The following is a 17,168-nucleotide window of genomic DNA, read 5'->3' on the forward strand; positions in this document are numbered from 1 at the left end:
GGGCAATCTGCCCACCACACCACTCTCAACCGCGAGCCATCCATGAGCCAAACCGTCCGACTTTCCGCCGCCGACAATGTCGTCACCGCCATCACTCCGCTCGAAGTCGGGCAGGAGGGGGCGACCCAGCTCATCCCGCGCGGGCACAAGATGGCGGCTCAGGACATCGCCAAGGGCGAGGCGGTGCTGAAATACGCCCAGATCATCGGCTACGCGGCGGAAGACATCCCGCAGGGCGCCCACGTTCACACGCATAACCTCGAGTTTCGCAACGTCGACACCGAGTACGAGTTCTCCACCAACCTCCGCCCCGTCGAGCCCGTCGCTACGCCTGATACCTTCATGGGCTACCGCCGCAGCACGGGCCGCGTCGGCACCCGCAATTACATCGCCCTGCTCACCTCGGTGAACTGCTCCGCCACCGCCGCCCGCCAGATCGCCCAGCACTTCACCGCAGAGAAACTCGCCGCCTACCCCAACGTCGATGGCGTCGTGGCCTTTGTCCACGGCACCGGCTGCGCCATGGGCGGTGACGGCACCGGCTTCGAGCTGCTCCAGCGCACGCTCTGGGGCTATGCCCGCAACCCCAATGTCGGCGGCGTGCTGATGGCCGGGCTGGGCTGCGAGGGCATGCAGATCGACTGGCTGCTCGAGGCCTACGGCCTCACCCCCGGCCCGCTGTTCCAGACCATGAACATTCAGGATGTCGGCGGCCTTCGCAAAACTGTCGAACTGGGCATCGCCCAAGTCGAGGCCATGCTGCCCGAGGTCAACAAGGCCCAGCGCGAGGAATGCCCCGCCTCCGAGCTGATGGTGGGCCTCGAGTGCGGCGGCTCCGATGCATGGTCCGGCATCACCGCCAACCCCGCCGTCGGCCACGCCTGCGACCTGCTGGTGGCGCAAGGCGGCACCGGCGTGCTGGCCGAAACACCCGAGGTCTACGGCGCCGAGCACCTGCTCACCGCCCGCGCCAAGGACCGCGCCACCGGCGAAAAGCTCATCGACCTGATCCACTGGTGGGAGGACTACACCGCCAAGGCAGGCGGCTCGATGGACAACAACCCATCCCCCGGCAACAAGAAGGGCGGCCTGACCACGATCCTCGAAAAGTCCCTCGGCGCGGCGGCCAAGGGAGGCACCACCCCGCTGATGGGAGTCTACAAATACGCCGAGCCGGTGACCGCCAAGGGCTTCACCTTCATGGATACCCCCGGCTACGACCCGGCCTCCGTGACCGGCATGATCGCCGGCGGCGCAAACCTCGTCTGCTTCACCACCGGGCGCGGCTCCGCCTTCGGCTCTAAGCCCTCCCCTTGCATGAAGGTCTCCTCCAACTCGCCCCTCTTCGAGAAGCAGGGCGACGACATGGACGTGAACGCAGGCCGCATCCTCACCGAGGGCGCCTCCGTCGAGGAAGTGGGCCGCGAAATCTACGAGATGTGGCTCCGCATGGCCTCGGGCGAAAAGACCAAATCCGAGCTTCAGGGGCTTGGCGATTACGAGTTCGTCCCCTGGCAGGTCGGAGCGGTGATGTAATGCCGCTGCCCTTCGAGGTCATCGAAGTTCCTCGCAACCGCGCATTGGAGGTGCTGCGCGCACCGCCTCCCGAGGAGGGCACCCTGCTGCTGATCAAGCGGCCAGAGTTGCGAGATCTGGCCGAGGAGGCGGCAAGCAATGCCGCCGCGCTCATCGCCGCAGCCGAGGCCTTCGACTTCACCGCCTGGCTCTACGCCACCGGCACTATCTCCGAAGAAGAGCGCGAGGCCGAGTTGCTTATCAGCCTCGCCATGGGCGCGCTGCCCGCCGAGGATGATCCGACATGGTCGCCCATGGTCCACGATATGGTCCGCCGCCGCCGCGCCGTCGATGGCACGCCGGACGCGGCGATGAGCAAGGAGGAAAAAGAGCTGATCGGAGTGGCCCGTGCGCTGAAAGAGGCCCGTGACGATCCGGGCACCGACCTCGCCACCGTGCAGGGCCTCGTGGAGCGGCTGATGAGCCCGGAGGCCAAACCGCACGATCCCTTCCGCTCGCTTCATCTCATGAGCCAGCTTTTTGGCGGCGAGGCCGTGGCGGCCCTGACCGGCGGCACCGCCTCCGAGCCTGACACGCCCGATGCCGCCGCCCCACTCGATCCGCTCTCCACCATGCTCGGCACCGCAAGCAGCAAGGCCACCCTCGCCCGCCTGCCCGCGCCCCACCCCTGGGCCGCCCCCGCCTACCTGCCGGGCGCAAGCTACATGGCGGGCGATAGCCGCACCGCGCTGCTCGCCTTCTGTCGCCACCTGCACATCGCCCATGGCGCGCGGCCCATCACCGCCAGCACCGACAGCCTCGGCTTTAACTCCCCCACGCCGCCCCCGCTGGCCGAGGCCGCCCGCATCGCGCTGGGGTTTCAGGCCCTCGGGGCCAGCGAGATCAACGGCATCCCCGCCGCGCAGGCCGCCGAAACCCTCGCCTCCGCCTCCTCCTGGCTCGTCTGGTGGGATTGATGGCGCAACTACTCCACCACAAACACCCCATTCACCACCTGCGGCGGCTCGCTGTGGTCGCGCACGATAAAGTCGTAGCTGCCCGCCCGCATCGGATGAAAGCTGAACTTTACCGTCCCCGGTTCGTCGCATTCCAGCGCCCTGAAGCCGAGACCCTGCATGTAGATCTCCATATCGCCCACCGAGACAACCCGGATATGGGCATTGGTCATCAACCCCTCCGATTCAAAGTGAAAGCCGGTCTCGTCATCCTTCGCGTCCGGGCAGGTAAAGTTGAAGCGGTAGTAGCCGCCCAGCGCCAGCGTGAACTCGGTGGCCGAGACATCCGGCGCCCCGCCTTCCCCGGTTCTCACCACCATCTCGATGTCTTCCGGCGGAAAGCCTCCCACCTCTCCCGAGGTTTGCTGGGCAATCGCCCCGCCGGGCAAGGCGGCAAGGGCCGTGGCTACAATGAGATGCTTCAACATGGTGTCTCCTCCTCTGGCTCGCCCCGCGAGTGTAGGGATCAGCACAGCTCAAACAGTCCAGACCTTCGGATGCCCCGGCAGGAGGCCGCCACATGACCACATCACTCCCGCTCTGCATCATCGGCGCAGGCTCCATCGGCATGCGCCATGTAGAGGTCGCTACGGCCTCGCCGGAGGTCAGGATCACCGCCATCGTGGAGCCCCACGCACCGCGCCGGGATGAATTGGCGGCACAGGGCCTGAACGCCGTCGCCACGCTTGATGACGTGCCTGCCGAAACCCGCGCCGCCATCATCGCCACCCCCACGCAGGACCACGCCGCCAGCGCCCACGCCTGCCTCTCGCGCGGCTGGGCCGTGCTGGTCGAAAAGCCCACCGCCGCCACGCTCGACGAGGCTCGCGCGCTGGTGGCCGATGCCGGGGCCAAGGGCCTGCTGCTCTTCACCGGCCACCACCGCCGCTGCCACCCTTTTTCGATCGCCGCCCGCGATGCGCTGGCCGAGATCGGCGATCTGGTCGGCGTGCAGGGCATCTGGAGCCTGCGCAAGCACAACACCTACTATGATGTCGACTGGCGCCGCGCACCCGGTGCTGGCCCGCTGCTGACCAACCTTACTCATGAGATCGACCTGCTGCGCTTCCTCATAGGTGACATGACAGAGGCCACCGCGCTGCTCTCCTCCGCCCGCCGTGGCTTCGTGATCGAAGATACCGCCGCCGTCGCTTTCCGCTTCGCAAACGGCGCGCTCGGCTCCTTCCTCATCTCCGATGCCGGCGCCTCGCCGTGGTCTTTCGAGGCCGCCAGCTACGAGAACCCAGCCATCGCCGGCTCGGGCGAGGATTACATCCGCATCACCGGCACCGAAGGCGCCCTCGCCTTCCCCTCGCTCACCCGTTGGGGCCGCTCCGGCCCGGGCGAGATCGAGTGGTCGAAGCCGCTCGCCCCTGTGCCGGGTCAGCGCTTCGAGCGCATCGACCCGCTACTTGCCCAGATCGAGCGCTTCGCCGCAGTGGTGGCAGGGGGCGAAGACAGCGTGCTCTGCACCGGCGCAGACGGCATCGCCGCGATGGAAATGACCCTCGCCGCCGCCCTCTCCGGCAAGGCAGGCAAACCGATCACCCCGGCAGATGTGCCGGGCGACTACACAGGAGTCTAAGATGAGCAAGGAAACCATCGGTTTCATCGGTCTCGGCCTCATGGGCCGCGCAATGGTCGGCTGCCTTCAGCAGGCAGGTCACCCGGTCATCGCCCTCGGCAACCGCGACCGCACCGGCATCGAGGAAGCCATCGCACGGGGCGCGACCGAGGCCGTCACCGCCCGCGAGCTGACCGAGGCCGCCGACATCGTGATGCTCTGCATGGGCACCTCCGAGCATGTCGAAGGCCGCGTCTATGGCGAGGATGGTGTGCTCGCCGGGGCCAAACCCGGCCAGGTGGTCATCGACTTCGGCACCTCCCTGCCCGCCTCCACCCAAAAGATCGCCGCCGACCTCGCCGCCAAGGGCGCGGCCTATCTCGACGCCCCCCTCGGCCGCACCCCGGCCCACGCCGAAAAGGGCCTGCTCAACATCATGTGCGCGGGCGACGAGGCGGCCTACAAAAAGGTCAAACCCGTGCTCGACACGCTGGGTGAAAACGTCTTCCACCTCGGCAAATCCGGCAACGGCCACACCATCAAGCTGATCAACAACTTCTTTGCCATGACAACCGCTTCCGCCATGTCAGAGGCCTTTGCCATGGCCGACGCGGCGGGCATCGAGCGCAGCGCGCTCTACGATGTCATGGCCGCCGGTCCCAACCACTCCGGCATGATGGACTTCATCAAGAACTACGCGATGAAGGGCCAGATCGACCTCGCCTTCTCCGTCGACAACGGCGCCAAGGACGTGGGCTACTACCGCCAGATGGCCACCGACCTCGGGTTGCACTCGCGCATGTCCACCGCCGCCGATGCCACGCTGCAAGAGGCCAAATCCTCCGGCGATGGCGAGATCATGGTGCCCGAACTCGTCGACTGGATGGGCAAGAACCTCGGAAAGGACCCCAAATGAGACTACAGGGCAAGAAAGCCTTCATCACCGCCGCCGGTCAGGGCATCGGCCGGGCGATTGCCGAAACCTTCGCCGCCCAAGGCGCCGATGTGGTGGCGACCGACCTCAACGCCGACCTGCTCACCGGCCTTCCTGGCGAGGCCTTCGCGCTCGACGTGCTCGACCGCGCCGCCCTCACCTCCGCCATCCAGGCTGCCACGCCGGATGTGCTGGTCAACTGCGCCGGGGTCGTCCACGCGGGCACCATCGAACAAGCCACCGACGCCGACCTCGACTTTGCCATCAACCTCAACGTCCGCTCGCAGATGCACGCCATTCAGGCCATGCTGCCCATCCTGCGCGGCAAGGGCGGCGGCGCGATCGTGAACATCGCCTCCGTGGCCTCCTCGATCATGGGCGTGCCCAACCGCTTCGTCTACGGCACCTCCAAGGCCGCCGTTCTGGGCCTTACCAAGTCGGTCGCCGCCGATTGCATCACCGATGGCATCCGCTGCAACGCCATCTGCCCCGGCACGGTCGACAGCCCCTCCCTGCACGAACGCCTCCGCGCCACCGGCGACTACGAGGCCGCGATGAAGGCCTTCGTCGCTCGCCAGCCGATGGGCCGCATTGGGCTGCCGCAGGAGATCGCAGACCTTGCACTCTACCTCGCCAGCGATGAAAGTCGCTACATGACAGGGCAGTGCATCGCCATCGACGGCGGCATGTCGAACTGAGGCAAACTCCTTGAGCGATCCGTTACCAAGAGAAGACCGCACGGCAGCGGGGGTGGTCACCATGCTGCTCGCCGTCTGCTTCTTCATCTGCATCGACACCTCGGCCAAGTGGCTCACCCTCTCTGGCCTGCCGGTGCTGATGGTGGTCTTCGCCCGCTATTTCGGCCACTTCGTCTATGCCTGCGTGGTCTACATCCCGCAGGAGGGGCTCGGCTGCTTCCGCTCGCGTGCGCCGCTCAAGCAGTTCCTGCGCAGCTGCTTCCTCTTCGGCTCTACGGTGCTCAACTTCTTCGCGCTCAAATACTTGCCGATCACCGTGACCACGACGATCATGTTCGCCGGCCCCATCGTGGTCACGCTCCTCGCCATCCCGCTACTGGGCGAGACAGTCGGCCTGCGCCGCTTCCTCGCCGTGGCCACCGGCTTCTTGGGCGTGCTTGTGGTGATCCAACCCTGGGGAGCCGAATGGCACCCGGCGATGTTCTTCTCACTCGCCGCGCTCATCATGGCCTCGCTCTACTTCGTGATGACCCGGATGCTCGCGGGTGTCGAGACCAACGCCACCCAGCAGGTCTGGTCCGCCGGGCTGGCCTCCCTCGTGCTGGCGCCCTTCGCCTTCGTCGCATGGACCGCGCCTGAAAGCACAACCCAATGGGTGGTCCTCTTCGCCATCGGCTTCTTCGGCATGTTCGGCCATATCCTGGCAACCACCGCCCACCGCTGGGCCGATGCCTCGATCCTCGCACCTATGGTCTACAGCCAGATCTTTCTCGCCGCGGTCTCGGGCATCCTCGTGTTCGACACATGGCCAACGGTGTGGACGCTGGCTGGCGGGCTGATCATCATCGGCTCGGGCCTCTACATCTGGCAGCGCGAGCGGGCCGTGCGGCGGCGGCAACTGATGAACGCGGCTCACCCCAAGTACTGAAACAGCAAAGGGCCGGAGCGCACCACGCTCCGGCCCTCTCCTCGTTAGTCAACCGGCCTCACGGATACCAGATCAGCTCCGACCCCGTGGGCCAGTCCAGCGTCACGTCGATCCGCACCAGCTTCTTCTCACCCGGCGCAAGCTCCATGTCCCATTCACCCACACCGCGCTTCTTCTCCCAGTCCTCGCGGGTGGGGGCGGGGCGCACGCGGATGTCCAGCTCCAGGTCTTCCTGCTCCGAATAGGGCAGCGCATACAGCGCTGTCAGCTCCACCGGCTCGCCGCTGAGGTTCTCCACCGTGAACTCCATCGCCTGCTCGCGGGTGTTGGAGCGCGTCACGATGCCCTTGTCGCCAGTGTCGTTGTTCAGCAACTTCCACTCCAGCCGCACCGCCTCCAGCGGGCCAAACGAAAGCTCCTCTTTCGCGCCCGCCGGGATCAGCGGAACCGAGTTGCGGCCCACGAACACGCCGTCACGGTAGACCGAGGCCTGACCGGGCAGGATCGGCTCAGCCAGCGAGTTGCGCAGCTCGGCCAGCAGGAAGGCGGTGCTGTCGGTTCGCGGGGCGGCGATGATCTTCTCGTCCGCTTCCAGCGTCACCGTATCCAGCGCCAGTTGCAGCCCCTCGCCCGCGTCGGGCGAGAGCGTCACCTTGCGCGGGTAGTCGTAGCTCACAGCAAGCCCCTCCACCTTCAGCCCGGCGGCAATCGGGGCGACCGGCTCCACCATCGCCTCTTCCATCACCTCCGGCTCTGCGGCAGCACGGGCGGTGTCGTAGGAGGCACTGCCAGAGACACGGCTCTTGTAAGCACCCTGCCCGATCTGCGCCTGGTTCGGGTGCGGCTCGCTGGGCACGATGCCCGCAAACGGATCGGCGGTCGAAAGCTCCAGCGTGATCCCGTCCCACAGTTCCCCGGTGTATTGCTGCACCACCGCCTTCCGGTCGATCGCGACCGAGGCGTTTTCGCCGCGGGTCAGCCGCAGATCGTAATCCGGGCGCCACGCGGCGGCCCCGTCGAGATAGACCACCTCCAGCACCACCTCCTGCGGCGCGTCCAGCTCCAGCGACACCGCCATCATGTCCACCGGCCCCTCCGGCGGGGTCAGGCGGGCCATGTCGGCCTTCGCCTGTGCAAGCTGGGTTTTCAGCTTGGTCATTTCCTCGGAAAGGTCGCGCAGGGCCTCCTCGGTCTGCTGTTTCTCCAGCTGGGCGGCCGCCGTTTCGGTGCCGATCAGCCCGGCGGCCGCGCGCAGCGCCTCGGGGTCGATCGCATCAAGCGCCCCGCCCTTCACCGAGGCCAAAAATTCGAGCCGCGCGTTCGCCCCATCCCGCGCCACCTGTGCGCGGGCGATCTCATCGGCCTTGGCGGTGATGCTGTCCTCAAGGCTCTCGACCCGCTCGAGCGTTGCCTGCTGAGCCGGGGAATAAATCGTTTCCGCGTCGGTCACGTAGCCGGTCAAAAGCTGGGTCGCCCCCAGCGCCACACCGCCCGACGGCAAGATCCGCGGCGGCCCGTAGTCCTGCATCCCTCGGCGCACCGGAAACAGAATGCGGTGCGCCCCCGCCGGCACCTGCGCCGTCACCGTGCGGGTCACGGTGGCACCCTGCGGGTAAACGGTCGCAGCCGTCACCGGGGCAACGGCCTGAAAATCGGCAGCCAGCGCGGCAACGGGCAGGGTGGTGAGGGCGGTCGCCCAAAGGAGGGTCTTCATCGGTCAATACCTCATGTCAAAATGCCTTCGGCGCGGAGCATCCTCCTGCCTCTGTCCGAAAGCAAGCTGCGTTTCCCGGCGCTCCTCGGCGCCGTTCAAAAGGTAAGACGCAAGCAAAGGGCCGATCCTTGGACCGGCCCTCAAAAATTTTCGGCGTTCATTGGGTGCGCCATCAAAGCGCACCATTTTCAGCCTTTTTTCAGGATCCGCTGGCCATAAAGCTCGGCGATCTGCACCGCGTTCAACGCCGCGCCCTTGCGCAGGTTGTCGCTCACGCACCAGAAGTTCAGCCCGTTTTCGATGGTGCTGTCCTGCCGGATGCGGCTGATGAAGGTGGCAAAGTCGCCCACGCATTCAACCGGCGTGGTGTAGCCGCCCGGCTCGCGCTTATCGACCACAAGGATGCCGGGCGCTTCGCGCAGGATGTCGCGCGCCTCGTCCTCATCGAGGAATTCCTCGGTCTCGATGTTCACCGCCTCGGAGTGACCCACGAACACCGGCACCCGCACGCAGGTCGCCGTGACCTTGATCGAGGGGTCGATGATCTTCTTGGTCTCGACGACCATCTTCCACTCTTCCTTGGTGGAGCCGTCTTCCATGAACACGTCGATCTGCGGGATCACGTTAAAGGCGATCTGCTTCTGAAACTGCGCAGGCTCCTTCTCCTGACCCGGCACATACATGCCCTTGGTCTGGTCCCAAAGCTCGTCCATGCCGCCTTTGCCCGCGCCGGAAACCGACTGGTAGGTGCTCACCACCACGCGCTTGATCTTGGCCCGGTCATGCAGCGGCTTGAGCGCCACCACCATCTGCGCCGTGGAGCAGTTGGGGTTGGCGATGATCATCTTCTTGGCATAGCCCTCGATCGCATCGGCATTCACCTCCGGCACGATCAGCGGGATATCCGGGTCGTAGCGGTAGAGCGACGAGTTGTCGATAACGAGGCAGCCCGCCTTGGTGGCCTTGGGCGCATAGGTCTTCGTCGCATCCGAGCCGATGGCGAAGAGCGCGATATCCCATCCGGTGAAGTCGAAGGTATCGAGATCCTTGGTCTTGAGGGTCTTGTCGCCAAACGAAACTTCTGTGCCGAGAGATTTGCGCGATGCCAGCGCAACGATCTCATCAACAGGGAACTGGCGCTCGGCCAGGATATTCAGCATTTCGCGGCCCACATTGCCCGTGGCGCCGGCGACGACGACGCGATAGCCCATCAGGGTCTCCTTTGTTTACACGTTGCGGGGCCATATAGGGTTTATGGGTGTGTTTAAAGGGCAAAGCCGTGATTGCGCCGCCGGGGTTGCCAATTCGCGCGGGCTGCCTACGATCCATTCGCAGTTGCAGCATGACCGTACCAGCACCCGGAGCCCCCATGACCGACCTTTCCGCATTCAAGGCCTATGACATCCGCGGCCAGATCGGCGTGAACCTCGATAGCGCGCTCGCCCGCAAGATCGGCCGCGCCTTTGCCGAGGTGCTGGGCTGCAAGACGGCCGTCATCGGGCGTGATATCCGCCCCTCCTCCCCCGAGATCACCGAGGCGCTGACCCAAGGCCTCATCGCAGGCGGCGTCGATGTGATCGACATCGGCCTCGTCGGCACCGAAGAGGTCTATTTCGCCACTTCCCACCTCGGCGCAGATGGCGGCCTGATGGTGACCGCCTCGCACAACCCGATTGATTACAACGGCATCAAGATGGTGGCCGAAGGCTCCCGCCCGCTCTCCGCCGATGACGAGATGGAGCGCCTCAAGGAGCTTTGCGGCGGCTCCGACCTGCCTGATGCCGCCACCCCCGGCACCCGCTCCGAGGCCGACACCCGCGATGCCTATGCCGACAAGATCGTTTCCTTCGTGGATGTGTCCGCGCTCAAACCGATTAAGATCCTCGTGAATGCCGGCAACGGCGTCGCCGGCCCTTCCTTTGATGCCATCGCCGCCAAGCTCGAGGCCGCAGGCGCACCGCTCGCCTTCGAGCGCATGCACCACGAGCCTGATGCGACCTTTCCCAACGGCATCCCAAACCCGCTCCTTCCCGAGAACCAGCCCGCCACCGCCGACCAGGTCAAATCCACCGGCGCGGCGATGGGCGTGGCATGGGATGGCGACTTCGACCGCTGCTTCCTCTGCGATGAAACCGGCAGCTTCGTCGAGGGTGAGTTCGTCGTGGCCCTCCTCGCCAAGAGCTTTCTCGCCGCGCATCCCGGTGCCAAGATCGTCCATGATACCCGCGTCGCCTTCAATGCCCGCGAGGTGATCGCCGAGGCGGGCGGCGTGGCCGTGCCCTCGCCCTCCGGCCACTCGCTCATCAAGCGCCTGATGCGCAGCGAAGATGGCATCTACGGCGGCGAGATCTCGGCCCACCATTACTTCCGCGAGTTCTTCTATTGCGACAGCGGCATGATCCCCTGGTTGATGATTGCTGCCCTGATGGCCTCCGAAGGCAAACCGCTCTCCGAGATGGTGGCGCAGATGCGCGCGGCCTACCCCTCCTCCGGCGAGATCAACTTTCGCCTCGGCGACCCTGAGGCCGCCAAGCAGGCTTTCGAAACGACCTATGCCGCCGACGCCACCGACACCAGCCGCCTCGATGGCCTCAGCCTCGAGTTCCCCCAATGGCGGGTCAACCTGCGCAGCTCCAACACCGAACCGGTGCTGCGCCTCAACGTCGAAACCCGCGGCGACCGTGCGCTGCTCGACGAGAAAGTGGCCGAAATCTCGCAGCTCATCCGCGATACCGGCGCGCCTGCCTGAACCGGCACGCCGCCCGATACGCCTCGCATTTTACCTGTTAAGCCCCGCTTCACGCCCCTCTGCTAAACCCGTCTCCGGGTGAAGACAGGTGTAAAAGCGAGGGGCGAGCTATGTCTGCCGCGAACGATGTTCGACCGATCATCATCAAGAAGAAAAAGATCATTGCGGGCGATGGTCACCACGGCGGCGCATGGAAGGTCGCCTACGCCGACTTCGTGACCGCGATGATGGCCTTCTTCATGCTGATGTGGCTCCTGAACGCCACCACCGAGAAGCAGCGCAAAGGCATCGCCGACTATTTTAACCCCAATGTCCCGCTCTCCCGCGTCTCCGGCGGCGGCGAGGGAGCCTTCGGCGGTGACAGTGTCTTCACCGAAGAGACCCTGCCCCAAAGCGGCACCGGCGCCACGGCAGAAAACCCGGCAGACGCCCAGCTTGCCGCAGGCGAACAGGGCGAGCACGCGGGCGCGTCCAACGAGGAATCCCTCACCCAATCGGTCGATCTCGAAGATGTCGAACAGGCGCTTATGGCCATGTCCGGCGAGAGCATGACCGCCAACGAGGCGCTCCGCCACATCGTCACCAAGGTCACCGACGAGGGGCTGATCGTTGAGGTCTTCGACATCGAAGGCGTGCCGCTGTTCCAGCCCGGCACCGATGAGCCCACCCGCATCATGCGTGAGATCGCCGGCATGCTGGCCCGTGTCTTCGACCTCGCCGCCAACCCTGTCGCCGTCAACGGCCACACCGCCTCTGAGCCGGTCGTCCGGGCCAACAACCCCGTCTGGCAGCTTTCGGCAGATCGCGCCGCCGTGGGCCGCGAGCTTCTGGTATCCTCCGGCCTCGACGGCGCCCGTATGCAGCGCACCTCCGGCTTTGCCGACCGCAAGCCGATGGAGGGCAACCCCATGTCGATCCGCAACAACCGGCTGGAGTTCATCCTCCTGCGCACCGACATCTGATTGCGGCGAAAGAGCGGCAAAACCGATGGCATTTTATCTGTTAGCCCTCCCTTAAGGACGCCCGCGCATAGTGCCTCTCAAGCAAAGCTCCAAGCAGCAGAAAGGCGCTTCACATGACGATTTCTTCCTCGCTCAACGCGGGCGTGGCAGGCCTCGCGGCCAACGCCAGCCGCCTGGCCACGATCTCCGACAACATCGCCAATAGCGCGACCAACGGCTACAAGCGCGCCGTGGCCGACTTTCACGCCATGGTCATCACCTCAGGGCGCGGCACCTATTCCGCCGGCGGCGTGCGGGTCACGACCACCCGCTTCATCGACCAGCCCGGCGCTCTGCTCTCGACCGAAAACCCAACCGACCTCGCCGTGCGCGGCCGCGGCTTTCTGCCCGTCACAACCGAAAGCTCGCTAAACAACCTCACCGGCGACCGCCCGATGTATCTTGCCACCACCGGCAGCTTCCGCACCAACGCCGATGGCTATCTGGTGACCGAGTCAGGCCTCGTGCTCATGGGTTGGCCAGCCGATTCCGATGGCTCCATCCCCAACTTCGCGCGCGACACCGCCGACGGGCTCGAGCCGATCCAGATCAACGTGAACCAATTCGCTGGCGAGCCGACCGAGAACATGCAACTCGGCATGAACCTGCCCGCAACCGAAACCGACTTCGACGCTTCCGGCGACCCGCTCGACCTGTCGATCGAATATTACGACAACCTCGGCACCTCCGAGTCCCTGTCCATCACCTTCACCCCCCAGATCCCGGCCACCGGTTCCTCCAACACTTGGGATATGGTGATCACCGATTCCGCCTCGGGCGGCGCCGTGGTGGGCGAGTACGAGCTGGTCTTCGATGATACCCGCGGCTCCGGCGGCACGATTGACGCCGTCACCCTCACCGGCGCGGGCGGCGCTTATGATGGGGTGACAGGCATCTTCACCGTCACCGTCGACGGCGGCCCGATCGACATCAACATCGGCGCCATCGGATCCGGCAACCTCATGACCCAGCTCTCAGACAGCTTCGCACCCACCTCGATCAGCAAGGATGGCTCACCGGTGGGCAACATGGTCTCGGTCGAGGTCGATGCCAACGGCTTCCTCTCGGCAGCTTTCGACATCGGCATCACCCGCACGATCTACCAGATCCCTCTGGTCGACCTGCCCAACCCCAACGGGCTGCTCGCGCTGGATAACCAGACCTACCAAACCTCCAACGCCTCCGGCTCCTTCTTCCTCTGGGATGCAGCAGACGGGCCGACCGGCGATATCCTGAGCTACGCGCTCGAAGAGAGCGCCACAGATGTGGCAGGCGAGCTCACCGCCCTGATCCAGACCCAGCGCGCCTATTCCTCCAACGCCAAGGTCATCCAGACGGTGGACGAAATGTTGCAGGAAACCACCAACATCAAGCGCTGACCCCAGCTCTAACCCGGGAGTCTCCCCATGACCCTCTCCGCCTCCATGTCGGCCGCGCTGTCGGGGCTGAACGCCACCAAGCGCCAGACCGACGTGATCAGCTCCAACATCGCCAACGCCCTCACCGAGGGCTACGGGCGCCGCAGCGTGAGCCTCTCGGTGCGCCCCCTTGGCGGGGTGCAGCTCGGCGCCATCGAAAGGGTCGTGAACGAGCGCGTCATCGGCGACCGGCGGCTGGCCCAGGCCGCCGCCGGCGAGGCCCAAACCCGGTCCGATGCGCTCACCCGCATCGAGGCCCTGCTCGGTGCGCCCGATGATATCAACGCCCTCACCAGCGCCTACGCGCGCTTCGAGGGCGCACTGATCGAGGCTGCCAGCCGCCCCGATGTGCCCGCCCGGCTCGACAGCGCCGCGCGCGCTGGCGTCAACCTCGCCGCCAAGTTCGAGAGCATCTCCGATGGCATTCAGGATCTCCGGCTCGAGGCCGACCAGCAGATCAGCCGCGAGGTCACAAAGCTGAACAGCGCGCTCGAGCAGGTGGCCGAGCTGAACGCCCTGATCTTCAACTCCAACTCCAGCGGTCAGGACGCCGCCGCCCTGCATGACCAGCGCCAAGTGCTGATCGACAGCATCGCCGAGATCGTTCCCATCCGGCAGGTCCAGCGCGAAGGCGGCAAGGTCGCCCTCTTCACCCCCACCGGCGGCATCCTGCTGGAGGGGACCGCGGCCACAATCGGCTTCTCCTCCGTCAACATGATCACTCCCGACATGACCCTCGGCTCAGGCGCGCTCTCCGGCCTTACCCTCAACGGCAACCCCGTCCGCACCGATGGCAAGAATGCCCCCTTCGCCGGCGGCAGCCTCCACGCCCTCTTCGCCCAGCGCGACGAGATCGCGGTGGCAGCCCAAGCCAGCCTCGACATGATGGCCCGCGATCTCGTCGAGCGGTTTCAGGACCCGGCGCTCGACACCACGCTCGGCACCGGAGACGCCGGGCTCTTCACCGATGGCGGCGCCGCCTTTGTCGCCACCGATGAGGAGGGGCTTTCCGCCCGGCTGGAGTTCAACATCCTCGCCGACCCGGATCGCGGCGGCGACAGCTGGCGCCTGCGCGACGGTCTCGGTGCCGCCGCCTCCGGTCCGGTCGGCAACGCCGCCCTGCTCCAGTCACTCACCGACCGGTTGAACGAGAGCCGCAGCTCCGCCTCCACCGCCGCCACCGGCCTGTCCCGCTCCGCCTCAGGCCATGCCGCCGACTTCCTCTCCGGTCTCGCCGCCGAGCGCGAAAGCGGCGAGGTTGAACTCAGCTACCAATACGCCCGCTACGACACGCTGCTCAGCACCGAACTTGCCGGCGGCGTCGATACCGATCGCGAGTTGCAACAACTCCTCGTCGTCGAACAGGCTTACGCCGCCAACGCCAAGGTGATCCAAACCATCGACGAGCTGATCCAGCGGATCATGGCCATCTGAAGGGGCTGACAGGATGTTGAAACAACTCGGCTTCGGCGATCTCGCCCGCCTCCACTCGATGAACCGCTCCAACCACGACATGAAGTCGGAGCTTGCCCGCCTCACGCAAGAGATGTCCTCGGGTCGCAAGTCCAGCATCGCCGAGGCCGTCGGCGGCGACTTCGCCCCGATCACCAGCATCGAGATGACACTGGCACGCAATGCCGCCTTCCAGACCGCCAGCACCGAGGCCGCGAGCTTCGCCTCGGTGATGCAGCACGCCTACCAGACGATCTCCACCTTCGGTTCCGACAGCGCCTCCAACCTGCTCAACGCGAGTCAGGCCGCGCAACCTGAGCTGATCGGCACCGCTGCCGCCGATGCCGCCTCCAAGCTCCAGCCCATTCTCTCGGCACTGAACACCGAGTTCGGCGGTCGCAGCGTCTTCGCCGGGCAGGATGTCAGCGGCCCCGCCGTCGCAGATGCCGCCACCCTGATGGCAGGCCTCAGCTCCGCCACCGCTGGGGCCACCGACGTCGCCACGCTCATGGCCGCAGTCGACACCTGGTTCGACCCCGGCGGCGGTTTCGAGACCACCGTCTATCTCGGTTCCGCCACCCCGCTGGCCCCTGTCGATATCGGACAGGAGGTCTCTGCCAACCTCGGTTTTACCGCCCTCGACCCCGAGCTGCGCGCCACGCTCATGGGCATCGCCCTCGCAGGCCTTATCGCCGATGGCGCCCTCGCTGGTGATACCGACGCCCGCGCAGACCTGCTCCAGCGCGCCGGCGAGATCCTGACCGAGGGCGAATCCGGCCTCACCCAGCTGCAAGCCCGCCTCGGCACCGTCGAGGAGCTGATCGGCGAAGCCGATACCGCCCGCGCTGCCGAAACTTCCGCCCTCAAGATGACCCGCGCCGAGCTGGTCGAAGTCGATCCCTATGAAACCGCCTCGCGGCTGCAACAGGTGCAGCTACAACTCGAAACCATCTACGCGATGACTGCCAGAATGCAGTCCCTAAGCCTGGTGAATTACCTCTGATGCTTCGTCTCTTTCTTGCCTGCCTCTTCGCGCTGACCACCCTCAGCGCGGCCCATGCCACACCTGTCCGGATCAAGGATCTCGTCGAGTTCGACGGGGTCCGCGGCAACGACCTCGTCGGCTACGGCCTCGTCGTCGGCCTCAACGGCTCTGGCGACGGCCTGCGCAATGCGCCCTTCACCGAGGAGATCATGCAGAACATACTGGAGCGGCTTGGCGTCAACGTCACCGGCGAGCAATTCCGCCCCAAGAACGTGGCCGCCGTCTTCGTCACCGCCACCCTGCCCCCCTTCGCCCGCGCCGGGAGCCAGATCGACGTGACGGTTTCCGCCATCGGCGACGCCAAGAGCCTGCTCGGCGGCACCCTCGTGATGACCCCCCTCACCGCCGCCGACGGTCAGATCTACGCCGTCGCGCAGGGCACGATCATCGCCGGCGGCGCAACCGCCGAAGGCGAAGGCGCAACCGTAACGCAGGGCGTTCCAACCGCGGGCACCGTGCCCTCAGGTGCCCGCGTAGAGCGCGAGGTGCCCTTCGATTTCACCCAATTGCGCACCATGCGCCTGGCCCTGCGCACACAAGATTTCACCACCGCCAGCCGGATCGAGAGTGCAATCAACGGCACTCTAGGCGCACCCGTTGCCCGCATGCTTGATGCCGGCACAGTCCAGATCAACCTCTCCGGCAGCGGCACCCGCTCCCCGGCCCATATGGTCAGCCGGATCGAAAACATCGCGGTCGAGCCCCAGCGCCGCGCCATGGTCGTGGTCGATCAGCGTTCCGGTACCATCGTCATGGGCGAGGACGTGCGGATAAGCCGTGTGGCCGTAAGCCAGGGCAATCTCACGATCCGCATTGAAGAAAAGCCTATCGCCGTGCAGCCCAACCCCTTCGCCCCCGGCGAGACCGTAGTGCTGCCCAACACCACCGCCGAAATCAATGAAGAGCCCGGCATCGGCCTTGCCGAGGTCGCCGAGGGCACTTCCCTCTCGGAAGTCGTCGCCGGCCTCAACGCCCTCGGCGTCTCCCCCCGCGACATGATCGACATCCTGAAGAGCATCAAGGCCGCCGGCGCCCTCCACGCGGACTTCATCGTCCGCTAGGTCCGCATGCTTTAGCGCCCGACTAAAGGCCGCCCCCTGACAAGTAAATCGCTTGCTCAGCCGAGACATGGCG

At 65.9% G+C, this 17,168-nt stretch carries 15 protein-coding genes; 12 read left to right on the forward strand and 3 right to left on the reverse strand.

All coding sequences use genetic code 11. The annotated features are described in order from the left end of the window. Window positions 1–42 precede the first annotated feature (42 nt). Both KUV38_RS14320 and KUV38_RS14325 read left to right on the forward strand, forming a co-directional pair. Window positions 43–1,536, forward strand: coding sequence for a UxaA family hydrolase (locus tag KUV38_RS14320; protein WP_222470691.1), 1,494 nt, complete (start codon window positions 43–45; stop codon window positions 1,534–1,536). Continuing rightward, window positions 1,536–2,492, forward strand: coding sequence for a DUF4253 domain-containing protein (locus KUV38_RS14325; RefSeq protein WP_222470692.1), 957 nt, complete (start codon window positions 1,536–1,538; stop codon window positions 2,490–2,492). The genes KUV38_RS14320 and KUV38_RS14325 overlap by 1 nt, the downstream gene beginning before the upstream one ends. Before the next feature lie 8 nt (window positions 2,493–2,500). On the opposite strand, the gene KUV38_RS14330 is transcribed toward KUV38_RS14325, so the two are convergent. Further along, window positions 2,501–2,959, reverse strand: coding sequence for a hypothetical protein (locus tag KUV38_RS14330; protein ID WP_222470693.1), 459 nt, complete (start codon window positions 2,957–2,959; stop codon window positions 2,501–2,503). 92 nt (window positions 2,960–3,051) lie between these two features. On the opposite strand from KUV38_RS14330, the gene KUV38_RS14335 reads away from it, so the two are divergent. The 4 genes from KUV38_RS14335 to KUV38_RS14350 all read left to right on the forward strand — a co-directional run bounded on the left by KUV38_RS14335 (window position 3,052) and on the right by KUV38_RS14350 (window position 6,655). Then, window positions 3,052–4,116, forward strand: a complete 1,065-nt coding sequence (locus KUV38_RS14335; protein WP_222470694.1) for a Gfo/Idh/MocA family protein — start codon at window positions 3,052–3,054, stop codon at window positions 4,114–4,116. A gap of 1 nt (window position 4,117) precedes the next feature. Continuing rightward, window positions 4,118–5,011: an NAD(P)-dependent oxidoreductase gene (locus KUV38_RS14340; RefSeq protein WP_261385233.1), complete on the forward strand. Its 894-nt coding sequence runs from the start codon at window positions 4,118–4,120 to the stop codon at window positions 5,009–5,011. After that, entirely contained in the window at window positions 5,008–5,727 is a 720-nt protein-coding gene (locus KUV38_RS14345; RefSeq protein WP_261385234.1) for an SDR family oxidoreductase, read from the forward strand. The genes KUV38_RS14340 and KUV38_RS14345 overlap by 4 nt, the downstream gene beginning before the upstream one ends. Before the next feature lie 61 nt (window positions 5,728–5,788). Further along, complete coding sequence (locus KUV38_RS14350) at window positions 5,789–6,655, forward strand: DMT family transporter (protein WP_222470696.1); 867 nt, start codon at window positions 5,789–5,791, stop codon at window positions 6,653–6,655. A 58-nt stretch (window positions 6,656–6,713) separates the two neighbouring features. Here KUV38_RS14350 and KUV38_RS14355 read toward each other — a convergent pair whose 3' ends face one another. After that, the gene (locus tag KUV38_RS14355) at window positions 6,714–8,369 is read right to left on the reverse strand and encodes a DUF4139 domain-containing protein (RefSeq protein ID WP_222470697.1); all 1,656 of its coding nucleotides are present in this window, start codon (window positions 8,367–8,369) and stop codon (window positions 6,714–6,716) included. Between the two features lie 188 nt (window positions 8,370–8,557). Next, entirely contained in the window at window positions 8,558–9,580 is a 1,023-nt protein-coding gene (locus tag KUV38_RS14360) for an aspartate-semialdehyde dehydrogenase (protein WP_222470698.1), read from the reverse strand. A 158-nt stretch (window positions 9,581–9,738) separates the two neighbouring features. Here KUV38_RS14360 and KUV38_RS14365 point away from each other — a divergent pair, with 158 nt between their 5' ends. From KUV38_RS14365 to KUV38_RS14390, 6 genes are all read left to right on the forward strand, one after another. Continuing rightward, window positions 9,739–11,118: a phosphomannomutase gene (locus KUV38_RS14365; RefSeq protein ID WP_222470699.1), complete on the forward strand. Its 1,380-nt coding sequence runs from the start codon at window positions 9,739–9,741 to the stop codon at window positions 11,116–11,118. 110 nt (window positions 11,119–11,228) lie between these two features. Next, window positions 11,229–12,080, forward strand: a complete 852-nt coding sequence (locus tag KUV38_RS14370; RefSeq protein ID WP_222470700.1) for a flagellar motor protein MotB — start codon at window positions 11,229–11,231, stop codon at window positions 12,078–12,080. 113 nt (window positions 12,081–12,193) lie between these two features. Further along, window positions 12,194–13,498 (forward strand): flagellar hook protein FlgE, encoded by a 1,305-nt coding sequence (locus KUV38_RS14375; protein ID WP_222470701.1) that lies wholly within the window; start codon window positions 12,194–12,196, stop codon window positions 13,496–13,498. A 27-nt stretch (window positions 13,499–13,525) separates the two neighbouring features. Then, window positions 13,526–14,971: a flagellar hook-associated protein FlgK gene (gene flgK / locus KUV38_RS14380; RefSeq protein ID WP_222470702.1), complete on the forward strand. Its 1,446-nt coding sequence runs from the start codon at window positions 13,526–13,528 to the stop codon at window positions 14,969–14,971. A gap of 13 nt (window positions 14,972–14,984) precedes the next feature. Next, window positions 14,985–15,992, forward strand: coding sequence for a flagellin (locus KUV38_RS14385; protein WP_222470703.1), 1,008 nt, complete (start codon window positions 14,985–14,987; stop codon window positions 15,990–15,992). Continuing rightward, window positions 15,992–17,095 (forward strand): flagellar basal body P-ring protein FlgI, encoded by a 1,104-nt coding sequence (locus tag KUV38_RS14390; RefSeq protein ID WP_222470704.1) that lies wholly within the window; start codon window positions 15,992–15,994, stop codon window positions 17,093–17,095. Before KUV38_RS14385 ends, KUV38_RS14390 begins: the two co-directional genes overlap by 1 nt. Window positions 17,096–17,168 lie beyond the last annotated feature (73 nt).

The sequence above is a fragment of the Vannielia litorea genome (assembly GCF_019801175.1).
Classification (GTDB): Bacteria; Pseudomonadota; Alphaproteobacteria; order Rhodobacterales; family Rhodobacteraceae; genus Vannielia; species Vannielia litorea_B.